A 23,875-nucleotide genomic window follows, 5' to 3' on the forward strand; every position below is an offset into this window, starting at 1 on the left:
TCATGACGAGCACATTCGCGCCCCTGACGTCGGCATTCGCCCAGGCGATCATCTCCTCGGATCCATCGAAAGATCCCGTGGCATTGGACGCGGCACGCAAGGCGATCATCGATTTTCTCGCCTGTGCGATCGCAGGCGCCGGCGACCGCACGACCGGCATTCTGGCAGATACCGTCGGCGCCAATTTGCCGGGCGAAGCGATCCTGCTCGGCAGCTCGCGCCGAACCGATCCGCTGGTCGCGGCGCTCGTCAACGGTCATGCCGGCCATGTGCTCGATTATGACGACGTGCATGCAAGCGTGCGCGGCCATCCGACGACCGTGATCATCCCGGCCCTGCTGGCGTTCGCCGCCGAGCGCGAATTTTCCGCAGATGCGCTGATCGCCTCCTATATCGTCGGGCTCGAAGCCATGGCGCGGCTGGGGTTGTCGCTCGGCTCAAATCACTACGAGAACGGTTTCCACGCCACGGCGACGCTCGGGACGATCGGCGCGGTGGCGGCAATCGCCCATTTGACCCGCGCCTCCATCGACGAGACCGCCGTCGCGCTGGGCCTTGCGGCAACGCAATCGTCCGGGCTGCGGCTGCAATTCGGCACGGACGCCAAACCTTTCCACGCCGGCATGGCGGCGCGATCCGGACTCCTTTCGGCGAGAATGGCAGCTGCGGGTTTCGGCGGCGCTCCCGATTTCCTCGACAATCCGGTCGGCTTCCATTCGGTCTATGCCTTCGGCGCGGAACGCCCGTCCGCCGTGACCGAGAACTGGGGTTCGCCATGGCAGATCGTGGCGCCCGGGCTGACGCTGAAGGCCTATCCCTGCTGCACCGCCAGCCATCCGGTCGCGTCTCTCGGCATCGGCCTCAACCGGGAAGGTCTGGAGGCTGATGCGATCGAGCATATCACCTTCACCTACCCGCCCGGCGCCGATGCCGCCCTGGTGGTGAACAAGCCCGGCAACGGGATCGAGGCGCGCTTCAGTCCCGAATACGTGTTCGCCGCCGCCCTCATCGACGGGGCTCTGCGGCTCGACCATTTCGACGAGCGGCCTGTCTTGCCGCGCCTGATGGACCTTGCCCGGCGCGCCGGCCGCCGCCACGACGAGACTGCGCCCCGCATGTCGAGCGATCCACGCACCCGCTTCGTGATCGTCGATATCGTGCTTCGCGACGGCAGCGCGATACAGCGCCGCTTCGACGGCCTGCCGGGGCTGAGCGATCCGGCCGAAAAATTTCGCGACGCAACTGCGCGCAATCCCGCCTTCGCGGATGTCCCGTCGCTCGTCCGGACAATGAGCAGCACGGCCGACCTTCGCCAACTTCTGGCGCTGCTCAACCAGGATGCCGCCCGAAATCCAGAATGACGAAGGATATTGTCATGACTCGCAAAAGAGAAATCCACCTGGGCCTGTTTCTGCAAGGGGCGGGCCACCACGTATCCGGCTGGCGTCATCCTCACGCCGAGGCGGGAAGCGAGAATTTCGACTTGCTGAGACGCGTGTCCCAGATCGCCGAAGCAGCGAAATTCGACATGGTCTTTCTGGCCGACGGATTGACCAGCGGCATCGACGCTCATCCCTCGACGATCGCGCGTTTCGAGCCTTTGACGCTGCTTTCGGCGCTCGCCGTGGTGACAGACAAGATCGGCCTCGCGGCAACCGCATCCACGACTTATGGCGAGCCCTATCACACTGCCCGCGCCTTCGCCTCGATCGACCACCTGAGCCACGGCCGGGCCGCCTGGAACGTGGTCACGACATCCTATGCCCGCACGGCGAACAATTTCTCCAAGGCGCACCCGGAGCACGATGAGCGTTACGCCGTGGCCGAGGAATTCGTCGACGTCGTGCGCGGACTGTGGGACAGCTGGGATGACGACGCCTTCGTCAAGGACAAGCAGAGCGGCGTCTATGCCGACCCTGCCAAGCTCCATGTGCTCGATCACAAGGGCAAGTATTTCTCAGTCAAGGGGCCGCTGAACATTCCGCGCGCACCGCAGGGCCATCCGATCCTGATCCAGGCCGGCTCATCCGGCCCCGGCCAGGATCTTGCCGCCCGCACCGCCGACGTGGTGTTCACCGCGCAGCAGAGCCTCGAAGAGGCGCAGGCCTTCTACAAGAGCGTCAAGGAGCGCGTCGCGCGCTTCGGACGTCAGCCGGACGAGGTCGCCATCATGCCGGGCTTCCTGCCGGTGATTGGCCGCACCGCCAGGGAAGCCGAGGACAAACTTGCAGAACTCGACAAGTGGACTGACATCAAAAGCGCCATGCCGCTTCTGGAAGAACGCATCGGCCACAGCCTTGCCGATTACGATGTCGATGGCCCTCTGCCGGACCTTCCGATCTCCGACCAGTTGCGCAGCCGTGCCGAATTGCTGACCGCGCTTGCAAGGCGCGAGAACCTGACCATCCGTCAGTTGGCGCTGCGCGTTGCCGCCGGTCGCGGCCACCATATCGTGCTTGGCACGCCGGTCGAGATCGCCGACCGGATGCAGCAATGGTTTGAAAGCCGCGCCGCCGACGGCTTCAACGTCATGCCGCCGTTTTTTCCCGAAGGGCTCGAAGACTTCACGCAGATGGTCGTGCCGATCCTGCAGGAACGCGGCCTGTTCCGCACCCAATATGATGGCTCGACACTGCGCGAGCATCTCGGCCTTGCGCGGCCGGCACTAATTTCGCCCTAACTGTGCGAAATATTGGCTAGACATACGACGTCAACGGAATCAGGCAGGTCGAACATGAACCTTCATCTCGAAACGGACGACGATCCGCGTACCCGCCAATTCATCGACGAGCATAACGGGCTTTCCGACAAGGAACTGAGAACACCGGAATTCGTTAGGGATCGCGATGCGATAAAAGCATTGATCGAACGGCAGGACAGGCTGATCGTCCCGATGCGCCGAGGCGGGTGGTTGTTCGATTTCCGGCAGAGCAAGGACAATCCTCTCGGCGTCTGGCTCCGCCTGCCGGCCGATCAGCAGCCCTTGCCCGATGCCGGCTGGGAACCGGTCTTCGATCTCGATGCCTTCTGCGTGAGCGAAGGCAAGCGTTGGAACTGGCGCGGCGCCGTCACCTGCCCATGGGAACCGACGCGAGTGCTGCTCACACTTTCGGACGGCGGCTCCGATCTTCTCCGGCTGCTCGAATTCGACGCCGAGAGCAAGCAGATCGTCGAGGGCGGCTTCGATACGCCAGCCGCGCGATCGCATGCCAATTGGCTGAGCCGTGACGAGATCTGCTATTTCGGCTCCATCGACCGATTTTCGGCGACCCGTTCGGGATGGCCGCGGGTCGGGCGGCGATTGAAGCGCGGGCAGCGGCCGGAAGAGGCCGCCGTCATGTTCGAAGCCGCCGACGAGGACGTCTACGGCTTCAATCTCGTCATCGACCCGGCCCTGTCAGGCGCTTCGGCCGATGCCGGATTGATCGACATTTTCGTCGCCGCCCATGAGATCGGCGTCGCCAGCGCGTTCCTGATCGCCAATGACGGCACGCAGCGGCGCATCGATCTGCCTCAGGAGGCCGATTTCCAGTTCAATCACGATCATTGCCTTTGGCGGGCAAAGACCGATGAGCGCGTTGCGTCCGGCAGCCTCGTGCTGCAACGTTTCAACCCCAACTCGGAGACGGCTCTGCTCGGGCCGGAGCGGATTCTGTTTCAGCCTGCCGAGGGCCAGTCCATCTCGCAAATGATGCTGATGCGGGAGTGGTGCGTCTTCATCATCTCCGATCGGCTGCGTCCGCGTCTCATGGTGCTGGACCTGACAAGGCCCGATGCCGAACAGCGCGAAATCGCGCTGCCGGCGGACATGCAGACGGCCCATTTCAGGCCGATGCATGCCGATCTGCATCTTGGCGACGATACGCTCTGCATCGTCGGCCAAGGCTTCCTGCAGCCTCCGGCCTGTTATCGGCTCGAGCTGTCGGATCGCAGCAGAGAGGCCGAACCGATTTTCGTCGCCGCGGCGCCAAGCTATTTCGATGCGACCGATATGTCATCCGAACTGCTGGAGGCTGTTTCCGAGGACGGGACGAAGGTTGCCTATCGGCTGATCCTGCCGAAGCAGTGGACCAAAGGCGCGCTGCCGGTGCTGCTTTACGGCTATGGCGGCTTCGATGTTTCGCTGTCGCCGAACTATTCCGGCGTGACGGGACGCTGGCTGGAGCAAGGCGGCGCCTATGTGCAGGCCTATATCCGCGGCGGCGGCGAATTCGGACCCGACTGGTATCGCAGCGCCAAGCGGCAGGGGCGAGACCGGGCCTTTGCCGATTTCGTCGCCATTGCCCGCGATCTCGTCGCCCGCGGCTACACCGTGCCGTCGCGGATCGCCTGCCAGGGCGGCAGCAATGGCGGCCTGCTGACCGGCGTGATGCTGACGCGCTACCCGGAGGATTTCGGCGCCGTCTGGTGCCAGGTGCCGGTCCTCGACATGACACGCTTCCACCTGTTCAGCGCAGGACAAGCCTGGATGGACGAATACGGCGATCCGGAGACGCCGGCGGACCGGGATTTCATGCTCGGTTATTCGCCGCTGCACAATGTCGGGCCGGCGACCGAGGTCAGCTATCCGCCGATCTATATCGAAAGCTCCGCCAATGACGACCGCGTGCATCCCTCGCATGCGCGCCGCTTTGCCGCGCGGCTGGAGGAAGCGGGACACCGTTCGCTCTTCCATGAATTCGGCTCCGGCGGGCATGGTGGCGACGGCAATTCCGAAGAGCGCGCCGCCCGCGCGGCGATGGGTTACAGCTTCCTTCGCCAAACCATCATGCGCTAAAGCTCTTTGTTTTATACATGTCGTTATCCCGGAACCGCTGCGACATGTATTAGGATACAACAGAATTGGAGGAGGAGAGCTTGTCGGCGCGCCTCTTTCTGCTACAAACAGGCTCAATAAATCATACTTTTTAACAGGCTCGAGCGAAACACCATGTCCCCTATCAACCTCGCCATCGTCGGCGTCGGCAAGATCGTCCGCGACCAGCATCTTCCCTCCATCGCCAAGACCCCGGATTTTAAGCTCGTCGCCACGGCGAGCCGCCACGGCACGGTCGAAGGCGTCACGAGCTACACCACGATCGAGGCGATGCTCGACGCCGAGCCGTCGATCGATGCGGTTTCGCTCTGCATGCCGCCGCAATATCGCTATGAGGCAGCCTACAAGGCACTCGTCGCCGGCAAGCATGTCTTCCTGGAAAAGCCGCCCGGCGCAACGCTCAGCGAAGTGGCCGATCTCGAGGCGCTTGCGAGCAAGCAGGGCGCGTCGCTCTTTGCCAGCTGGCATTCCCGCTATGCGCCGGGCGTCGAGGCCGCGAAGGCGTTTCTTGCCTCGACGACGATTGAAAGCGTGCATGTGATCTGGAAGGAGGATGTCCGCCACTGGCATCCGAACCAGGATTGGATCTGGCAGGCCGGCGGCCTCGGCGTCTTCGATCCCGGCATCAATGCGCTGTCGATCGTCACCCATATCCTGCCGCGGCCGATCTTCATCACCGAGGCCGTTCTCGAGTTTCCCGAGAATCGCGATGCGCCGATCGCGGCCGACATCCACTTCCGCAATGCCGACGGCCTGCCGGTTCATGCCGAATTCGACTGGCGCCAGACCGGCAAGCAGAGCTGGGACATCGTCGCGGAGACGGCCGCCGGCCAGATGGTGCTTTCCGAGGGCGGCGCCAAGCTTTCCATCAACGGTGCGCTGACATTCGCCGAACCGGAGCAGGAATATCCTTCGCTCTACCGTCGCTTCGCCGAAATCGTCAAAGCCGGCAGATCGGATGTCGACCTCGCGCCGCTGCGCCACGTCGCCGACGCCTTCATGCTCGGCAAGCGGAAGTTCGTCGACGCATTCCACGACTGAGGGTCGCAATAACGTCATAGAAACCGGCAAGATTTGCCGGCCTATGTGCAATAGTGTTCGGGGGCAGCCGCTCATGAGCAACAAATTCCGCCGCAAGGGCCGATTTTTCCGCGTGTTGAAGATTGGCATCCTTGTGGTGCCGCTTCTCGGCCTTGCAGCATGTTCGGGCGAACAGGTCGTCATGCCTCCTGATGCACCGGGCGTTTCCCGATCCGAGGAATATTCCTTCGGATCTGCGACCCAGGCCCAGGATTGGCAGGCCACCAAAAAGGTACTGGACCAACTGGAAGGGCGGTTCGGAGAGAAATTCGTGCGTGTCCTGGCGCGCAATCTCGCCAGCACCACCAGCCCGCAAAGCATCAAGGCCTATTATGCCGAACGCCTTGTCCATCAAGCCGGCTGGGCGGAAATGCCGGTCAGCACTTTTGCCGACAGCGCGTGGGCATTCGCTTTTGTCAGTCCGAGCGGAAAGCGGGTTTTGGCAGTGGAGGCGCTCAATCCGTCGGAAGATGCGGGAGGGATCGTCCCCCTCAACATCCTGACGAACCTCGACGAGGACAAAGGGTCGAAAGGATAACGGCTTCCGACGGCCGCTGAGAACGACGTCGGAAGACTTCATACAGCAATTCAAAATCTTACAGCGTCAGGCCTTCTTCTCCCACCGCCCCTCCGGCGTCTGCTGCCAATAGGTGAGGTTATGCCCCTCACCTTTCAGCTTCTTCCATTGCGCACGGGCGGCTTCCAGTTGCTCCTGGTCATGACCGTCGAACATGAAGACGATGCGCTCATAGGCATCGGCCGGCGGCGGCTCGGCGCCGTCGACGATGAAACGCACGGTCGCCGCATTGGCATTGTCTGACGTCACCGTCAAAAGCACAGGCTGGCTTTCGGCGAAATCGGCCTCGTCGGTGCCGTGCGGCAGGAAGCTCTCCTCGCGGAACGTCCAAAGATGCTGATCGAGAGCATCGCGCCGCGCCGGCTCACGCGTCTGGACGGCAACGCGCCAGCCGCGCTCGACGCTTTTGTCGATGAGCGGCGGAAGCGCGTCCTCCAGCCGGCTTTCGGTCAGATGATAGAAGAGAACGTCCGTCATCAGGATTCATAATGGGCGCGGACGAACTCATCGAGCAGGCGCACACCGAAACCGGAACCCCAGGACTGGTTGATCTCGTCCTGCGGCGAGCCCATCGCCGTGCCGGCAATGTCGAGATGCGCCCAGGGCGTGTCCTGCACGAAGCGCTTGAGGAAATGCGCCGCCGTGATCGAGCCGGCCTGCCGGCCGCCGGTATTCTTCATGTCGGCGAACTTGCTGTCGATCAGCTTGTCGTAGTCCCGGCCGAGCGGCATGCGCCAGAGCTTCTCATTGCTCGAAAGGCCGGCTGCCGTCAGCTGGGCGGAAAGCTGGTCGTCATTGGAGAACAGCCCGGCATGCACGTTGCCGAGCGCCACGACGATCGCGCCGGTCAGCGTGGCGAGATTGATCATGAACTGCGGCTTGAAACGATCGTTGCAGTACCAGAGCGCATCGCAGAGCACGAGGCGGCCCTCGGCATCGGTGTTGATCACCTCGATCGTCTGGCCGGACATCGAGGTGACGATGTCGCCCGGACGCTGGGCGTTGCCGTCGGGCATGTTCTCGACCAGGCCGATGATACCGACGGCGTTGACGGCGGCCTTGCGCGAGGCGAGCACATGCATGAGGCCGGTGACGGCTGCCGCCCCGCCCATATCACCCTTCATGTCCTCCATGCCGGCGGCCGGCTTGATCGAAATGCCGCCGGTATCGAAGACCACGCCTTTGCCGACGAAGGCGACGGGACGATCCTTGGCCTTGCCGCCCTTCCACTGCATGACCGCCAGGCGCGGCGGGCGCACGGAGCCCTGGGCGACGCCGAGAAGGGCGCCCATGCCGAGACGGCGCATCTCCTTCTCGGTCAGGATTTCCACTTCGACGCCGAGCTTTTCCAGCTCTCTCGCCTTGGCGGCGAACTCGACGGGCCCGAGCACATTCGGCGGTTCGTTGACGAGGTCACGGGCCAGATTGACGCCGCCGGCAACCGCTTCGGAATCGGAAAACGCCTTCTTGGCACCAGCCGCATCGGCGGTGACGATCGTCACCTTGACAGATTTCGCCGGCTTCTCCTCCTCGTCGCCCTTCTTCGTCTTGTAGGTATCGAAGCTATAGGCGCGCAGCAGAATGCCGAGCGCGAAGTCGGCGGCGGCCCGCGCGCTCGTCTCGAGCCCAGGCACGTCGATGAAGACAGCGGCCTTGTCGGTATTCTTGATTCTCGATGCCGCGGCACCGCCGGCCTTCAGCCAGTCATGGGCGGTGAGTTCGGCGGCCTTGCCAAGCCCGATGACGACGATGCGCTCGACGGGCGCGCCTTCGGGGGCGACGATATCGAGAGCGCTCATGGATTTCGCGGAGAATCGGGCGATCCTGGCAGCCTTGACGATCACGCCTGCCGGGTCGACCGTTTCGGCGCCGGCAGCGCTGTCGGCCTCCACGGTCTTCAACAGGATCGACAGGCCGCCATTGAGCTTTGCCGACTTTGCGAATGAAATTTCCAACTTTGCTGACATGTCTTCTCCGCTGGGATTCTTTGAAATCCGTCCCTGGCGGATAATTTCGCGTTTGGCGGGTCTGTCAATGGCTTGCGACAATTGTTATGGTCGCCCGCGGCCATCACGGCCCTCATGTTTTCGTCAGTTTCGTAGATATTCGCGTTGACAGTTTTTTCGAAAAATCGATGGCGGGGGCTCGCAATCCGCCTGCCGAAAACGACTTTCGGCGCATTCATGCTGCTGTTCTGGACGTGGTGGGCGCTGCTTGCCGTCTTCCGCGCATTCCCCGGAATAGACATCTATTTTTCCCAGCTTTTTTTCGTGGCCACAGATTGCGGTGCGACTGCCGCCGCCGGGAGCATCTGCGGCGGCTTTCCCTATCGCGACGTCGCGACCTTCGATCTGCTACGCACCATCTTTTTCCGCCTACCCTATGTCGTCGCGATCGTGATGGTGTGGAAAATCATCGAATGCTACCAGCAGCATGGCGCGACCTTCAACGCAGATCGGGCCCGCAAGCTCAAGGTCGCACTCGGAACGCTGCTGATCGGACCGGTGCTGCTCGTCAATGTCGTGCTGAAAGAACATTGGGGCCGGCCGCGGCCGATACAGACGGATATTTTCGGCGGTGCGCTGCATTTCGCCGAGGCGGGTTCGCTTGCCGGAAAATGCGTTTCGAATTGCTCGTTCATATCAGGCGAGGCAGCAAGCGCCGGCTGGCTCTTCTGCCTTCTGATCTTCGTTCCGAAATCCCTGCGTTACGCGCTGGTGCCGCCGGTGGCGGCGATCTCCATCCTCACGCCGGCGATGCGGCTATCCTTCGGCGCGCACTACCTCTCCGACGTCGTTCTTGGATGGCTTTCCTCGCTGGTCGTCTTCGCCGCACTGCTGGCGTTAACTGAGTCGCAACAGCATCAAAAAAATTCTGAAATTTGAATGAATTTTTGACACCAGCTTGTCGCAAAAGCGCGACAAAGAGCGTAGAGGGATTCTCCTGCAAAGCCGTTTGGGCGTGCAGGTGCTTTCAAGGGCAGGCATGAAACTACTCGAGACATACATATTGCGGCGCGTCGGCCAGATGTTTCTCGTGGCGCTCCTGCCCGTTCTGGCGATCATTTGGACGACACAGGTTCTGCAGCGCATCAACCTGGTCACCGACAGCGGCCAGTCGATCGGCTCGTTCGCCAAGCTCGCGACGATGATTCTGCCGTCGATCATTCCCGTCGTGCTGCCCTTCGCACTCGTCATCGCGGTCACCCAGACGCTGACGACGATGAACAACGATTCCGAGCTCACCGTCATCGACGCGGCCGGGGCGCGGCGCAGTGTGCTGATCCGCCCGATCCTGCTGCTTGCCGCCGTCATCAGCGTCTTTTCCTTCTTCGTCGACAACGTCGTCGAGCCGCGTGCAAAGACCGTCGTGCGCCAGATGATCGCCGAGACCTATGCCGACCTGCTGTCTTCGGTGATCGAAGAAAAGACCTTCCGCAAGCTTGATGAAGGTCTTTATGTGCAGATCTCGAAGCGGATGGCGGGCCGCATGCTGAAGGGCCTGTTCGTCGCCGACGAGCGCGATCCGGCCTACGAACTGATCTATTATGCGAAGGAAGGCGCCGTCGACGATACGGGCACGACGCTGATCATGCATGAGGGCGAAGTGCACCGCAAAACGCCCGATGGCAATGTCTCGGTGATCAACTTCGATTCCTATTCCTTCGACCTCTCCGACATGACCGAGAATCGCGGCCAGGCGACGCTGCGTGCCAGCGACCGTGACCTGTGGTTCCTGTTCAACCCGGATCCGGCCGACAAGGACTATACGATCCGGCCGCAGAGCTACCGCGCCGAACTGCACCGCCGGCTGACGGACTGGATCCTGCCGGTCGTCTTTGCCCTGTTTTCGCTGGCGATCGCCGGCGACGCGCGCTCGCACCGCGAAGCGCGGCTGCATCCGATGGTGAGCGCGCTTGCCTATGCCTTCGCGATGCGATGGGCGGCCTTCTACGCGGCCAATCAGATCGACACCGACCCTGAATATATTGCCGTCCTCTACGCCATCCCGATCGTCAGCAGCATCATCTCGATCGTCTTCCTCGGCCTGCACAAACGACTGGTCATGCCGTCGTTCGTTCGGGACCGGATGTCGTCCTTCTGGAGACGAACGCAGGAAAGACTGCTTGCCGCCACCGGCAGGACCGGCGGGGGCACTGCCCAATGATGTTCGGGACATTGTCGCGTTATTTCTTTCGCCGCTACCTGGCGACGACGGGCTGGTTCCTGATCGGCGTCTCGGCGATTTCTTTCCTGCTCGATTTCAGCGAGACGGCGGGCCGCATGTCCGGCCTGCCCGGCTACACGATCAGCGGCGGCATCCTGATGACCGCCGTGCGCCTGCCGCTCATCCTGCAGCAGACCGTGCCGTTCATCGCGCTGTTCGTCGGCATGACGGTGCTGATCGGGCTCAACCGCAAATATGAGCTGGTCGTCACGCGCGCAGCCGGCATTTCGGTCTGGCAGTTCATGTTCCCCTTCATCGCCGGCTCGCTGGCGCTCGGCCTGCTGACGATGACGGCGCTCAATCCGCTCGCGGCCTGGGGACAGCGCCAGGCGCTGCTGGTCGAATCCGACTGGCGCGGCGAGAACGCGGTCCTGCGCAAGGCGCCGCAGATTCCGTGGCTGCGCCAGATCAGTGGCCGAGACGATGTCATCATCGGCGCTCAGACGGTTCAGGAGAACGGAACCAAGCTGATCGACGCCGTGCTGATCCATTTCGATTCAGGTGGTCAGGTCATTCTGAGACAGGATGCCGCCACGGCAAAATTGGAAGATGGTTACTGGCAACTTAACAACGTCGTCGAGCGTAAGCCTGGCGAAATCCCCCTGCGTAAAGCTTCGGTTCAACTTCGCACCAATCTGAAACAGGATTTCGTCCAGGAGCGGCTGACAGCGCCGGAAACAATTGGTTTCTTTGACCTTTCCAACCGGATTGCGGCTGCCAAATCCTTCGGTATTTCAACCAAGGCGTTGGAGACGCAATTCAACTCCCTGTTGTCCCAGCCATTGCTGCTGGTGGCCATGACTCTCATTGCTGCAACAGTGTCCCTAAAATTTAGCCGGTTCAACCAATCCCGCTCCGTGATTCTGGGTGGCATCCTCTCGGGCTTCATGCTTTATGTCATCACCGTGCTTGTAAAGGCATTCGGAAGCAGTGGAGTCGTGCCTCCCTTCGTGGCGACGTGGATACCGGTGGTCGTCGCGCTGGCCTTGGGTGCGACTATTCTGCTTCATCAGGAGGACGGCTAGTGGCGGCAGGCGACCGCAAGTATTTTAGTAAACAGCTGGTTGCCCTGCTTGTCGGCGCGACTGTATCTTCCTATTTCGGCAGTGCCCCGGCCTCTTACGGCCAGGCCAGCGCGCCCGAACAAACGATAAAGAATAAGATTCCTGAAGGGGCGAAGCTTCTGCTTTCGGCCAACGAACTCCTCTACAATCGCGACGCCCAGTTGGTGTCGGCGGTCGGCGGCGTTCAGATCAATTATGGCGGCTACAAAATGGTCGCACAGAAGGTCGAGTACAATCAGAAGACCGGCCGGATGATGGCGCTCGGCAATGTCGAGCTGGTCAGCCCCGACGGCAACCGCATCTATGCAGACAACCTTGACGTGACCGACAATTTCGCGGACGGGTTCCTGAACGAACTGCGCATCGAAACGGCTGACAATACGCGTATCGTCGCCGAGAGCGGCGAGCGTGTCGGCGGCACGCAGATGATTCTGAACAAGGGTGTCTACACGGCCTGCCTTCCCTGCGCCGAAGATCCGAAACGCGCGCCCTTCTGGCAGGTCAAGGCCAAGCGCGTGATCCAGAACGGCGTGACGCACACGATCCGCCTGGAGCGCGCGCGCTTCGAACTGCTCGGTTATCCGATCGCCTTCGTGCCGGTCATGGAAGTTCCCGACAATACGGTGAAGCGCAAGTCCGGCTTTCTCTTCCCGACGATGAGCCTGTCGCAGAATCTCGGCTTCGGGCTTTCCGTTCCCTATTATTACGTGATCTCGCCGAGCATGGACGCGACGGTCACCGCCACCGGCTACACGGCCCAGGGCTTCCTCGTCGAAGGCGAATTCCGCCAGCGCTTCGAAAATGGCACGCATATCCTGCGCGTCGCCGGCATCGACCAGGCAAAGCCGGACAATTTCAGCTCCGGCACCAGCGATGCCGAAGCCGGCCAGCGTGGCATGGTGGCGTCGAAGGCCGAATTCCGCATCAATCCGCGCTGGACGTTCGGCTGGGACGTCATGATGCAGAGCGACAACAATTTTTCACGCACCTACAAGCTGCGCGGTCTGAGCAGCACGGATCGGACCAACCAGATCTACCTGACGGGGCTTGGAAAACGCAATTATTTCGATATGCGGGCGTTCTATTTCGACGTCCAGGATGCCGACCGGACGAACACGGCCGAGAAAAAGCAGGCGATCGTCTATCCCGCGATGGACTATCACTATGTGGCGCCGCAGCCGCTTGCCGGCGGCGAGCTTTCGGCCGATGTCAACCTGACGAATATTTCGCGCACCCATGACGACTTCTATACCGTCGACGGCTTCGACCGCTTCCGCGGCCTGAAGGGCCAGACCTCGCGGCTGACTGCCGAGCTGCAGTGGAAACGCACCTACGTCACGCCGACCGGCCTGGTGATCACGCCGCTGCTGGCTGCGCGCGGCGACGCCTTCGCGCTGAACATGGACGATCCCACGGGCTACACCGGCAACTATGTCGACGGCAATTCCGCCACCCGTTCGATGTTCACGGCCGGGCTGGAGATGCGTTATCCGATCCTGATGACGACGGATAACAGCACGCATATTCTCGAGCCGATCGCACAGATCTATGCCCGCCCCGACGAGCAGCTGGCAGGCCGCCTGCCGAACGAGGATGCGCAAAGCTTCGTCTTCGACGCCACCTCACTGTTCGACCGCGACAAATTCTCGGGCTATGACCGCGTCGAAGGCGGGACCCGCGCCAATGTCGGCGTCCAGTACACCGGTACGTTCGACAGCGGCTACAAGCTGCACGGCATTTTTGGCCAGTCCTACCAGATCGCCGGTCAGAATTCGTTTGCGACCGATGATCTCGTCAATGTCGGCGCGGATTCCGGCCTTGAAACCACGCGTTCCGACTATGTCGGCCTCGGCGGCGTCGAGACACCGTTCGGCCTTTCAGTGACCGCCTCCTACCGCCTCGACGAGAAGGATTTCGATTTCCGCCGCGGCGACCTGACGACGGCTTACCAGAACGACACCTTCTCGACGCAGGTGACCTTCACCCATCTCAGCGCCCAGCCGGAATATGGCTTCGACGAAGACAATGACGAGATCCAGACCAGCAGCAGAATCAAGTTCAAGGATTACTGGGCGATTTTCGGCGGCATCGCCTGGGATCTGAATAATGATGTGATCAGCCGCCGGACGCTTGGTCTCTCCTATGACGACGAGTGCACGATCTTCACGATCGCCTACACCGACAGCAGGGATTCCGACGACGAGACGGCAAGCGACTGGACGATCGGCGCACGGCTGACCTTCCGCACGCTCGGCGACATCAAGATCGGCACCGACAGCCTGGAGTGACGGCAGGCGGGCGCAAACATCGCCTGAAGCCATTCTTTCGCCGTAAGCCTGTGCAGGACATTGCCGCCAGTCGATATCTGAGGCATAGGGGTTTCGCGCCGTGACGGGAGCGATTTCTGCATGTCTCGCACTGTGGTAAGGACGCCGCGAACACGTCTCGCGGCGCTATTGGGAGGTCAACAGATGATTGACGCGAAAAAAGCCATAACCACGTTCCTCGCCGGGGCGGCGCTTGCATTGCTGACAAGTCTCGCCGGTCCCGCGCTTGCGGCAAGCGAAGTCAAGGCCGTGGTCAACGGCACCGCCATCACCAGCGGCGATGTCGCCAAGCGCCAGGCCTTCCTGCGCCTGCAGCACACGAAGGCCGATGCGAAGACTGCGCAGGAGCAATTGGTCGACGAAACGCTCAAGCGGCAGGAGGTCTCCCGCGTCCATATGTCGGTTTCGCAGCAGGACGTCGATGCGTCTTTCGCGCGCTTTTCGAGCGGCAACAAGCTTTCCGTCGAGCAAATGTCGCAGATCCTCGATCGCGCCGGCGTCGGCGTCGATCATTTCAAGGCTTTCATCGCCGTACAGATGAGCTGGCCGCGCGTCGTCAACGCGCGCTACGGCTCGACCTCGCGGCTGTCGAACTATGATCTCGTCTCGCGCATGATGCAGAACAACAAACAGAAGCCGGTGACGACGGAATATATGCTGCAGCAGATCATCTTCGTCATTCCGCAAGCCAAGCGCAGCGCCATCACCGGCAAGCGTAAGGGCGAGGCCGAGGCGTCGCGCTCGAAATTTCCGGGCTGTGATCAGGCAAAGGTCTTTGCCGCGACGATGCGCGACGTGTCTGTGCGCGATCTCGGCCGCATGCTCGCCCCCGAGATCCCGCCGGATTGGAAACCGCTGGTCGAGCAGGCCAAGGGCAATACGACGGGCACCCGCGTCACCGACAAGGGCGTCGAATATCTGGCGATCTGCAGCCAGCGCCAGGTCTCCGACGACCAGGCCGCCGAAATGGTCTTCCGCCAGGAGGATCTCGACAAGTCCAAGGCCGGTAAAAAAGATGCCGGCCCGGAAAATGAAAACAGCAAGAAATACCTGGATGAACTGCGCAAAAAGGCGCAGATCGCCTACCGCTGACCGACGATGGCGACACCGTTTTCGCGACCGCTTGCGCTGAGCCAGGGCGACCCCGCCGGCATCGGGCCGGATATTACGCTGATGGCGTGGCTGCGGCGGCGCGAACTCGGGCTGCCGCCTTTCTTCCTGATCGGCGATCCTGATGTCCTGGCGCTGAGAGCCCGCCAGCTCAATCTGGCGGTTTCGATCCGCGAGACGCACACGGCCAGCGAGGCTGCCGGCCTATTTGCCGACGCGCTGCCGGTCATGACCGTCCCGGCCGGCATCGAAGTGGTGGCCGGCGAGCCGCATGCGGCTACGGCGAAGGGCACGATCGCATCGATCGAGAAAGCCGTGTCGCTCGTCATCAGCGGCGAGGCGCTCGCGGTCGTGACCAACCCGATCGCTAAGGCCGTGCTCTACGAGGCGGGTTTCCGGTTTCCCGGCCATACCGAATTTCTCGCCGATCTCGCCGCCAGGGCGACGGGCCTGCCGGTGACGCCTGTCATGATGCTGTCCGGTCCGAAACTCCGGGCCATTCCCGTCACCATCCACATTCCGGTCCGGGACGTGCCGCAGGCGCTGACCGGCGAACTGATCGTGGAAACCTGCCGCGTTGCCCATGAAGACCTCAGGCACCGCTTCGGCATCGAGGCGCCGCGGCTCGCCGTTGCCGGCCTCAACCCGCATGCGGGCGAAGGCGGGACGATGGGCCGGGAGGACGAGGACATTATCCGTCCGGCGATCGAGCGCCTGCGCGACGAGGGCATCGATGCGATCGGCCCCCTGCCCGCCGATACGATGTTCCATGACGAGGCGCGGGCGCGTTACGACGTCGCCGTCTGCATGTATCACGATCAGGCGCTGATCCCGGCCAAGGCACTCGGTTTCGACGACAGCGTCAACGTGACGCTCGGGCTTCCCTTCGTGCGCACCTCGCCGGATCACGGCACCGCTTTCGGCATCGCCGGCAAGGGACTGGCGCGCGAGCAGAGCCTCATTGCCGCGCTGAAGCTCGCCGCCCAGCTTGGCCGCAGCGCCGAAAGCCGCCGCTGATGGCTGCACTCGACGGTCTGCCACCGCTTCGTGACGTCATCCAACGCCACGGCCTCGATGCGCGCAAGGCGCTCGGGCAGAACTTCCTGCTCGATCTCAACCTCACCCAGAAGATCGCCCGCACGGCGGGGACGCTCGACGAGGCAACCGTCATCGAGGTCGGCCCCGGCCCCGGCGGGTTGACCCGCGCGATCCTGGCGCTCGGCGCCAGGAAGGTTATCGCCATCGAGCGGGATACACGCTGCCTGCCGGCGCTCGCCGAGATCGCCGATCATTATCCCGGCCGGCTCGAGGTGATCGAAGGCGACGCGCTGAAGACGGATTTCGAGACATTGGCGCCGGAAGGCCCGATCAAGATCATCGCCAACCTGCCCTACAACGTCGGCACGCAGCTTTTGGTCAATTGGCTGCTGCCGAAAGCCTGGCCGCCGTTCTGGCAGTCGCTGACGCTGATGTTTCAGAAGGAAGTCGGCGAGCGTATCGTCGCTGGCGAAGACGATGATCACTACGGCCGTCTCGGCGTGCTCTGCGGCTGGCGGACAGAGGCCCGCATGGCTTTCGACGTGCCGCCGCAAGCCTTCACACCGCCGCCGAAGGTGACGTCGACGGTCGTGCATCTCACACCCCGCGAAAATCCCATCCCCTGCGCTGTCGCCGATCTGGAAAAGGTGACGCAGGCCGCCTTCGGGCAGCGCCGCAAGATGCTGCGCCAAAGCCTGAAACCGCTCGGCGGTGAGCGCCTGCTCATCAAGGCCGGGATCGATCCGGCGCGGCGAGCCGAGACCCTTTCCGTCGAAGAGTTCTGCCTGTTGGCGAACAGCCTCTAAAGCTCGGCGAAAAGCCAGCAGTTCTAGAGCATTTCCGTTTTTCTTCGAATCACGAAAATGCTCTATCTCTTTGTTTTCACGCAATTCCGGACGCAAAACCGCCGTGCACTTTTGCTGGAATTGCTCTAAAGCGACGGCGTTTCTTCCAGCAGTCCGCGGACGAAGTCGAACATGCCATGGCGGCGGTCGCGGCGCAGGCGTTCGGCCTTGACGATCGACTGAACGGCGTCAAAGGCGGTGTCGAGGTCGTCGTTTACGATGACATAGTCATATTCGCGCCAGTGGGCGATCTCGGCGCGGCTGTTGGCGAGGCGCGTCTGGATGACCTCTTCGGAATCCTCGGCGCGGCGATGCAGCCGCGACTGCAGTTCGGTCATGGTCGGCGGCAGCACAAAGATCGAGACGACGTCGGCCGACATTTTCTCCTGCAATTGCTGGGCGCCCTGCCAGTCGATATCGAAGAGCATGTCGCGGCCTTCGGCCATGGCCTGCTCCACCGGCTCGCGCGGCGTGCCATAGAAATTGCCGTGCACCTCGGCCCATTCGAGCAGCGCATCGCTGTCACGCAGCCGCTCGAACTCACGCACGCTCTTGAAGTGGTAATGCACGCCCTCAACCTCGCTCGGGCGGCGCGGGCGCGTGGTAACGCTGACGGAAAGGCCGATATTCTTGTCGATCCCCAGCAGCGTGCGCGCGATGGTGGACTTGCCGGCGCCCGACGGCGACGAAATGACAAGCATCAGACCGCGGCGGGCGATCTGCACGGGCGAAGTTTTCGCCGGTTTCATGTCTTACTCCAAATTCTGGACCTGCTCGCGGAACTGGTCGATCACGACTTTCAGCTCGATGCCGGCAGCGGTGACCGCCGAGGCATTCGACTTCGAGCAGATGGTATTCGATTCGCGGTTAAATTCCTGTGCAAGGAAGTCCAACCGGCGCCCTGCAGGGCCACCTTTCACCAGAAGATCGCGCGCGGCGGCGATATGGGCCTTCAGACGATCGATTTCCTCGCGCAGATCGGCCTTGGTCGCCAGCAGCGCGGCTTCGGCATGCAGCCTGTCGCGGTCGAGCGCGGCCATGCCGTCCATCAGCAAGGCGACCTGCCCGGCAAGCCGCGCAGCGATCTCCTGCGGCGAGCGCGACGGATCGGCCTCGATCGTCCGTGCCAGGCCATCGATCGTCGCGACATGGTCGAGAAGAATGCGGGTCAGCGCCGCCCCTTCCTGTTCGCGCATCGCCCTCAGATCGGCAAGCGCGGCCAACAGACCGGCAGCGATATCGGCGTCACGGGCGGCAAGCGCCTCCTCGCCGTCCTCGCCTTCGCGGAATTCCACGATGCCGCGCACCAGGAGCAGCGTATCGAGCTTCAGCGGCGACGGATCGATCACCCCGTCCAATTGCTCGCGCATGGCCAGCACGGCGGCGAGCGCCTCCCTGTTCAGCACCGCCTCGAAGCGGTTCTCGTCGGCGGTGACGGATAGGGATGCCTGCAGGTTGCCGCGGCTGAAGCTTTCGCCGGCGAGGCGGCGGACCTCCGCCTCCATGCGTTCGAGGCCGGGCGGCAGGCGCAGGCGCAGATCAAGGCCCTTGCCGTTGACCGAGCGCAGTTCCCATGCCCAGCGCCAGCGGCCGCTCGTTCCCTCGCGCCGCGCAAAACCGGTCATGGACTGCAAAGCCATGCGAACCTCCCGAAGGTATCAGTTGATCTTCTTTTTCTTCGGCGGCACGACGGTCGCGCCACTGTCCGCCGGCTGCTCTTCCGGCTGGCCGTCGACTGCGATGTTCGGATCCGAACCCTTGTCGGCTTCGAGCTTGCGCCAGCGCTTGACGTTGGCGTTGTGCTCCTCGAGCGTGGCGGCAAAGACATGGCCGCCGGTGCCGTCGGCAACGAAATAGAGATCCTGCGTCTTCCAGGGATTGGCGACGGCTTCGAGCGCATCCTTGCCGGGATTGGCGATCGGCGTCGGCGGCAGACCCTTGATGACATAGGTATTGTATGGCGTGTCCCGCTTCAGATCTGACTGGTAGATCGGCCGGTCGGCCGGTTTACCCTCGCCGCCGAAGAGACCGTAGATGATCGTCGGATCGGATTGCAGGCGCATGCCCTTGCCGAGCCGGTTCAGGAAAACGGAGGCGACATGCGCACGCTCGTCGGGAACGCCGGTTTCCTTTTCGACGATCGAGGCGAGCGTCACGAACTCCTCCTTGGATCGCAGCGGCAGCGAGGAGTCGCGCTTGTCCCAGATCTGATCGACGAGCTTCTGCTGCGCAGCCGCCATCTGGTCGATGATTTCCGAGCGTTTGGTGCCGCGCGAGAATTTGTAGGTATCCGGACGCAGGCTGCCCTCGGTCGGCAGGGCGGCCGGCAAGTCGCCTTCCAGCACAGTATCCTGCAGCATGCGGTCAAACATCTGGCGGACCGTCAGGCCCTCCGGGAAGGAAACGGAATAGAGAATGGACTTGCCCGATTTCAGAAGCTCCATGATATCGCTCATGGAAGCCCTCGCCTTGATCTCGTATTCACCCGCTTTCAGGCTCTCACCGGCAGAAAGATGCGTTGCCGTGAGATAGCGGAAGATGCGGGCATCGCTGATGATCGCATTGCGCTCGAGGTTCGAGGCGATTTCGGCCAGACCAGCGCCGTTGCGGACGATGAAATTGGTGTTGGTCTGCAGCGGACCGGGGTTTCGATAGGTCGATGTGGCATAGTAGAAGCCGATGACGGCGACGACGCAGACCAGAACCGCCATGGTCATGATGAAGTTCAGGAAAAGAACCACCTGTCCGCGGGCTTTCTTGGACCGCTTCGGCGGCTCCGGAACGCGCTCCGGACGCAGGGCTTCGCTCGGCGACTTCGGGATGATCGGTCCCTTCTGTGCCTGCCGGTCGTTCTCGCCCTGCGGGGTATCGTTGCTCTGGTTCGTCGTATCGCTCACCGGCAATCCTCTAAAACTTGACCCTCACTTCGCTATTTCGCGAAGCAATGCGGCAAAAGCAGGTTCTGCCGCCGTTCAACGGCGCCGCTGCCGGTCGTTATGCTCCCGCACGTCCCGCTACGCAACGTAGGGAACGGCCGCCCTGCGGCGCAAGGGACACCCGTTACGCCGCGTAGAGGCCCTTATTGTGCGTAGCGGCGCAGCACGAGCGACGCGTTCGTGCCACCGAATCCGAACGAATTGGACAGCGCCACATTGATTTCTCGCTCGCGCGCCTTGTGCGGCACAAGATCGATCGCCGTCTCACGTTCGGGATTGTCGAGATTGAGCGTCGGCGGCGCGATATTGTCGCGGATGGCGAGCGTGGTGAAGATCGCCTCGATGGCGCCGGCAGCACCGAGAAGGTGCCCTGTCGCCGACTTGGTCGAGGACATCGAGATCTTCGACGCCGCATTGCCGACCAGCCGTTCGACGGCGCCGAGTTCGATCGTATCGGCCATGGTGGAAGTACCGTGGGCGTTGATGTAATCGATATCGGCCGGCGTCAGCCCGGCCCTCTTCAGCGCCATCGCCATGCAACGGCCGGCGCCCTCGCCGTCCTCGGACGGCGCGGTGATGTGATAGGCATCGCCCGACAGGCCGTAGCCGACGACTTCGGCGTAGATCCTGGCGCCGCGCGCCTTGGCGTGTTCCAGTTCCTCGAGCACGACGATGCCGGCGCCCTCGCCCATGACGAAGCCGTCGCGGTCGCGGTCGTAGGGGCGCGAAGCCTTTTGCGGGTCGTCATTGTGCTGGGTCGACAGCGCCTTGCAGGCGGCGAAGCCGGCAAGCGAAATGCGGCTGACCGGGGATTCCGTGCCGCCGGCGACCATGACGTCGGCGTCACCCAGCGCGATCAGCCGAGCGGCATCGCCGATCGCATGCGCGCCCGTCGAGCAGGCGGTGACGACCGAATGATTGGGGCCGCGCAGCTTGTGGCGGATCGAGACCTGGCCGGAGACGAGGTTGATCAGGCGGCCGGGAATGAAGAAGGGAGAAATGCGGCGCGGGCCCTTGTCGCGCAGGGTGTAACCCGCCTCGACGATGCCTTCGATGCCGCCGATGCCGGAGCCGATCAGCACGCCGGTGGCGATCTGGTCCTCATCGGTCTCGGGGTGCCAGCCGGCATCGGCAAGCGCCATGTCGGCGGCGGCCATGCCGAAGATGATGAAGGGATCGACCTTGCGCTGTTCTTTCGGCTCCATCCACTGATCGACATTGAATGTGCCGTCGGTGCCGTCACCGACAGGGATACGGCAGGCGATCTTGGCGGGAAGGTCATCGACTTCGAATTCGGTGACGAGGCGGGCGCCGTTCTGGCCGGCAAGCAGCCGGGACCACGTCACCTCTGTTCCGCATCCCAAGGGTGATACCATGCCGGTACCGGTGATGACGACACGTCTCATCGCGTGCTTTCCCCCGTCTCTTATGTTCTATGGAGAAATATGCCGAAAAGAAAAGGGCGGACTCCAGGCCCGCCCTTTCTCAAATGCATAGGATCAGGCCTGGGCCTTCTCAATAAACTTCACGGCATCGCCGACCGTCAGGATCGAGTCGGCAGCGTCGTCAGGAATTTCAACGCCGAATTCTTCTTCGAAAGCCATGACAAGTTCGACCGTGTCGAGCGAGTCAGCGCCCAGATCGTCGATAAAGCTGGCGCTCTCGACGACCTTGTCGGCATCGACGCCAAGATGATCAATAACAATTTTCTTTACGCGTTCTGCGATATCGCTCATGTCGGTTTCCTCGACCTTATGTCCTGATCGGAATGCCGTTGCGGCACCCTTACCCTGTTTCAGCCTGCGATGTTTTCAGACATCCTCGGCAAACTCGTTTACCCGGCTTCAGAGATGTCCCAGGCTTGCAAAAAGCCCGCCGGTCCGTCTGCTTTCTCGGGACGACTGTTCACAGTCATGGCCCGCTTAACATGCTTTATGTCTGCCGCAAAGCCACAAAATCAACGGTTCGTGATTGCTCAACATGCTATTGGCGGAATTCTTCCCACGCCGACAGTTTGTCGTTTCAGATCATCGCCATGCCGCCGTTTACGTGCAGCGTCTGGCCCGTCATGTAAGCAGCCTCGGAGGAGGCGAGATAAGCGACCGCCGAAGCGACCTCGCCGCCCGTACCCATGCGTTTCATCGGGATCGCTCCCATGATCGCTTCCTTCTGCTTGTCGTTCAGCTTGCCGGTCATGGCGCTCTCGATAAAACCGGGCGCCACGCAGTTGACCGTCACGTTGCGGGTGGCAATTTCCTGCGCCAGCGACTTGGTGAAGCCGATCATGCCAGCCTTGGAGGCGCAGTAATTGGCCTGGCCCGGATTGCCGGTGACGCCGACGACCGATGTGATGTTGATGATGCGGCCATAGCGGCGACGCATCATCGGATGTGTCAATTCGCGCGTCAGGCGGAAGGTCGACGTCAGGTTGACTTCGAGCACGCTGTCCCAGTCCTCGTCGCTCATGCGCACGAACAAGCCGTCGCGGGTGATGCCGGCATTGTTGACGAGAATGTCGACGCCTTCGAGGTCGGCCTCGGCCTTCTGGCCGAGCGCCTTGACCTCATCGCGGTCGGAGAGGTTGGCCGGGAAAATCTTGACGCGCTCGCCGAGTTCGGCGGCCAGCGCTTCCAGCTTCTCGACGCGGGTGCCGTGGAGGCCGACGATAGCGCCCTGCTTATGAAGAAGGCGGGCGATTTCCTCGCCGATACCGCCTGATGCGCCGGTGACGAGAGCCTTGCGGCCGGAAAGATCGAACATGGAAACGTTCCTTATATCTGGAGATACCAATCAGGCCATGAGGGCGGCGACGGCCGCGTCGATATCCGCCGGACCGTTGACGGAGATGCCGTTGATCGTCTTGTCGATGCGACGGGCAAGGCCGGTCAGCACCTTGCCGGAACCGAGTTCATAAAGCGTCGTGACGCCATTTCCGGCGAACCATTCCACCGTCTCGCGCCAGCGGACCTGGCCGGTGACCTGCTCGACCAGGAGGCCGGCGATCTCGTCGGCCCCGGTCACGGGGGCGGCACGCACATTGGCAATGAGGGGCACGACCGGATCGGATTTCGAAACCCTTGCCAGTGCTTCGCGCATGGCGTCGGCGGCCGGCGCCATCAGCGTCGAATGGAAGGGAGCGGAGACCGGCAGCAGAATGGCGCGCTTGGCGCCCTTGTCGGTCGCAAGGCCGGCGGCCTTTTCGACGGCGGCCTTCTCACCAGAGATGACGATCTGGCCGCCGCCATTGTCGTTGGCGATCTGGCAGGCGCCGACGGCAGCCGCTGCCTCGCAGACGGCAACGACGTCGGCGTGTTCGAGGCCGATGATCGCGGCCATGGCGCCGACGCCGACGGGGACGGCCGCCTGCATGGCATTGCCGCGGATGCGCAAAAGCCGCGCAGTATCGGCGAGCGAGAAGGTGCCGGCGGCGCAAAGTGCCGAATATTCGCCGAGCGAGTGGCCGGCGACATAGGCGACCTTGGACTTCAGATCCAGCCCCTTGGCTTCAAGAACGCGGACGACGGCGATCGAGACGGCCATCAGCGCCGGCTGGGCGTTCGCCGTCAAGGTCAACGTATCCTCGGGACCATTGAACATGACGTCCGAAAGCTTTTCACCGAGTGCCTCGTCGACCTCGTCGAAGACGGCGCGGGCTTCGGCAAAATTCTCGGCGAGATCCTTGCCCATGCCGACGGCCTGACTGCCCTGGCCGGGAAAAGTGAAAGCGATGGTCATTTTCATGTCCCTGATTGCGCCCCTTGAGGCTGTTTTGCCTCCAATTGACATTCTTTCCGGCAGAGTCAAGTGGCGGCCCCTTCTGCGCAAAGCCTCTCGCACGCGCGCAAAAGCCCGGTT

Annotated in this window: 21 protein-coding genes; 12 read left to right on the forward strand and 9 right to left on the reverse strand. The window is 62.5% G+C overall.

From position 1 onward, the window contains the following. Positions 1–2 precede the first annotated feature (2 nt). The 5 genes from EEQ99_RS14565 (at position 3) to EEQ99_RS14585 (ending at position 6,434) form a co-directional block, all read left to right on the forward strand. Entirely contained in the window at positions 3–1,361 is a 1,359-nt protein-coding gene (locus EEQ99_RS14565; protein WP_127430660.1) for an MmgE/PrpD family protein, read from the forward strand. A 14-nt stretch (positions 1,362–1,375) separates the two neighbouring features. Then, positions 1,376–2,680 carry an LLM class flavin-dependent oxidoreductase gene (locus EEQ99_RS14570; RefSeq protein WP_080759975.1) on the forward strand — a complete coding sequence of 435 codons (1,305 nt, stop codon included), beginning with the start codon at positions 1,376–1,378 and terminating at the stop codon, positions 2,678–2,680. Between the two features lie 54 nt (positions 2,681–2,734). After that, a complete protein-coding gene (locus EEQ99_RS14575) occupies positions 2,735–4,777 on the forward strand; it encodes a prolyl oligopeptidase family serine peptidase (protein ID WP_127430661.1) in 2,043 nt (680 codons plus the stop codon). Positions 4,778–4,930: 153 nt separating this feature from the next. Further along, positions 4,931–5,857, forward strand: a complete 927-nt coding sequence (locus tag EEQ99_RS14580) for a Gfo/Idh/MocA family protein (protein ID WP_127430662.1) — start codon at positions 4,931–4,933, stop codon at positions 5,855–5,857. A gap of 73 nt (positions 5,858–5,930) precedes the next feature. Next, on the forward strand, positions 5,931–6,434 hold the full coding sequence (locus EEQ99_RS14585; RefSeq protein WP_127430663.1) for a hypothetical protein: 504 nt from the start codon (positions 5,931–5,933) through the stop codon (positions 6,432–6,434). 66 nt (positions 6,435–6,500) lie between these two features. Here EEQ99_RS14585 and EEQ99_RS14590 read toward each other — a convergent pair whose 3' ends face one another. Beyond that, entirely contained in the window at positions 6,501–6,950 is a 450-nt protein-coding gene (locus EEQ99_RS14590) for a DNA polymerase III subunit chi (RefSeq protein ID WP_028758448.1), read from the reverse strand. Continuing rightward, positions 6,950–8,440 (reverse strand): leucyl aminopeptidase, encoded by a 1,491-nt coding sequence (locus tag EEQ99_RS14595; RefSeq protein WP_047616326.1) that lies wholly within the window; start codon positions 8,438–8,440, stop codon positions 6,950–6,952. Before EEQ99_RS14595 ends, EEQ99_RS14590 begins: the two co-directional genes overlap by 1 nt. A 144-nt stretch (positions 8,441–8,584) precedes the next feature. Between EEQ99_RS14595 and EEQ99_RS14600 the strand changes: the two genes are divergently transcribed. The 7 genes from EEQ99_RS14600 to rsmA all read left to right on the forward strand — a co-directional run bounded on the left by EEQ99_RS14600 (position 8,585) and on the right by rsmA (position 17,045). Then, positions 8,585–9,358, forward strand: coding sequence for a phosphatase PAP2 family protein (locus tag EEQ99_RS14600; protein ID WP_028758446.1), 774 nt, complete (start codon positions 8,585–8,587; stop codon positions 9,356–9,358). A 100-nt stretch (positions 9,359–9,458) separates the two neighbouring features. Further along, positions 9,459–10,640, forward strand: a complete 1,182-nt coding sequence (gene lptF / locus EEQ99_RS14605; RefSeq protein WP_028758445.1) for an LPS export ABC transporter permease LptF — start codon at positions 9,459–9,461, stop codon at positions 10,638–10,640. Then, positions 10,637–11,725: an LPS export ABC transporter permease LptG gene (gene lptG, locus EEQ99_RS14610; protein WP_028756981.1), complete on the forward strand. Its 1,089-nt coding sequence runs from the start codon at positions 10,637–10,639 to the stop codon at positions 11,723–11,725. The genes lptF and lptG overlap by 4 nt, the downstream gene beginning before the upstream one ends. After that, a complete protein-coding gene (locus tag EEQ99_RS14615) occupies positions 11,725–14,052 on the forward strand; it encodes an LPS-assembly protein LptD (RefSeq protein WP_028756980.1) in 2,328 nt (775 codons plus the stop codon). The genes lptG and EEQ99_RS14615 overlap by 1 nt, the downstream gene beginning before the upstream one ends. A 183-nt stretch (positions 14,053–14,235) precedes the next feature. Further along, complete coding sequence (locus tag EEQ99_RS14620) at positions 14,236–15,183, forward strand: SurA N-terminal domain-containing protein (RefSeq protein WP_047616325.1); 948 nt, start codon at positions 14,236–14,238, stop codon at positions 15,181–15,183. 6 nt (positions 15,184–15,189) lie between these two features. Further along, on the forward strand, positions 15,190–16,218 hold the full coding sequence (gene pdxA, locus EEQ99_RS14625) for a 4-hydroxythreonine-4-phosphate dehydrogenase PdxA (protein ID WP_047616323.1): 1,029 nt from the start codon (positions 15,190–15,192) through the stop codon (positions 16,216–16,218). Next, positions 16,218–17,045, forward strand: coding sequence for a 16S rRNA (adenine(1518)-N(6)/adenine(1519)-N(6))-dimethyltransferase RsmA (gene rsmA, locus EEQ99_RS14630; RefSeq protein WP_047616321.1), 828 nt, complete (start codon positions 16,218–16,220; stop codon positions 17,043–17,045). Before pdxA ends, rsmA begins: the two co-directional genes overlap by 1 nt. A 125-nt stretch (positions 17,046–17,170) precedes the next feature. Here the strand turns inward: rsmA and gmk are convergent, their stop codons facing one another. From gmk to fabD, 7 genes are all read right to left on the reverse strand, one after another. Continuing rightward, positions 17,171–17,833, reverse strand: coding sequence for a guanylate kinase (gmk, locus tag EEQ99_RS14635; RefSeq protein ID WP_028756976.1), 663 nt, complete (start codon positions 17,831–17,833; stop codon positions 17,171–17,173). A gap of 3 nt (positions 17,834–17,836) precedes the next feature. Then, positions 17,837–18,724 carry a YicC/YloC family endoribonuclease gene (locus EEQ99_RS14640; RefSeq protein ID WP_028756975.1) on the reverse strand — a complete coding sequence of 296 codons (888 nt, stop codon included), beginning with the start codon at positions 18,722–18,724 and terminating at the stop codon, positions 17,837–17,839. An 18-nt stretch (positions 18,725–18,742) separates the two neighbouring features. Beyond that, the gene (gene mltG / locus EEQ99_RS14645; protein WP_028756974.1) at positions 18,743–19,981 is read right to left on the reverse strand and encodes an endolytic transglycosylase MltG; all 1,239 of its coding nucleotides are present in this window, start codon (positions 19,979–19,981) and stop codon (positions 18,743–18,745) included. 182 nt (positions 19,982–20,163) lie between these two features. Further along, a complete protein-coding gene (gene fabF, locus EEQ99_RS14650; RefSeq protein ID WP_028756973.1) occupies positions 20,164–21,426 on the reverse strand; it encodes a beta-ketoacyl-ACP synthase II in 1,263 nt (420 codons plus the stop codon). Between the two features lie 93 nt (positions 21,427–21,519). Further along, on the reverse strand, positions 21,520–21,756 hold the full coding sequence (locus EEQ99_RS14655) for an acyl carrier protein (RefSeq protein ID WP_003547058.1): 237 nt from the start codon (positions 21,754–21,756) through the stop codon (positions 21,520–21,522). Between the two features lie 286 nt (positions 21,757–22,042). Further along, on the reverse strand, positions 22,043–22,780 hold the full coding sequence (fabG, locus tag EEQ99_RS14660; protein WP_028756972.1) for a 3-oxoacyl-[acyl-carrier-protein] reductase: 738 nt from the start codon (positions 22,778–22,780) through the stop codon (positions 22,043–22,045). A 30-nt stretch (positions 22,781–22,810) separates the two neighbouring features. Then, positions 22,811–23,755, reverse strand: coding sequence for an ACP S-malonyltransferase (gene fabD / locus EEQ99_RS14665; protein WP_127430664.1), 945 nt, complete (start codon positions 23,753–23,755; stop codon positions 22,811–22,813). Between the last annotated feature and the right edge of the window lie 120 nt (positions 23,756–23,875).

It is taken from the genome of Rhizobium anhuiense, from assembly GCF_003985145.1.
Lineage (GTDB): Bacteria > Pseudomonadota > Alphaproteobacteria > Rhizobiales > Rhizobiaceae > Rhizobium > Rhizobium anhuiense.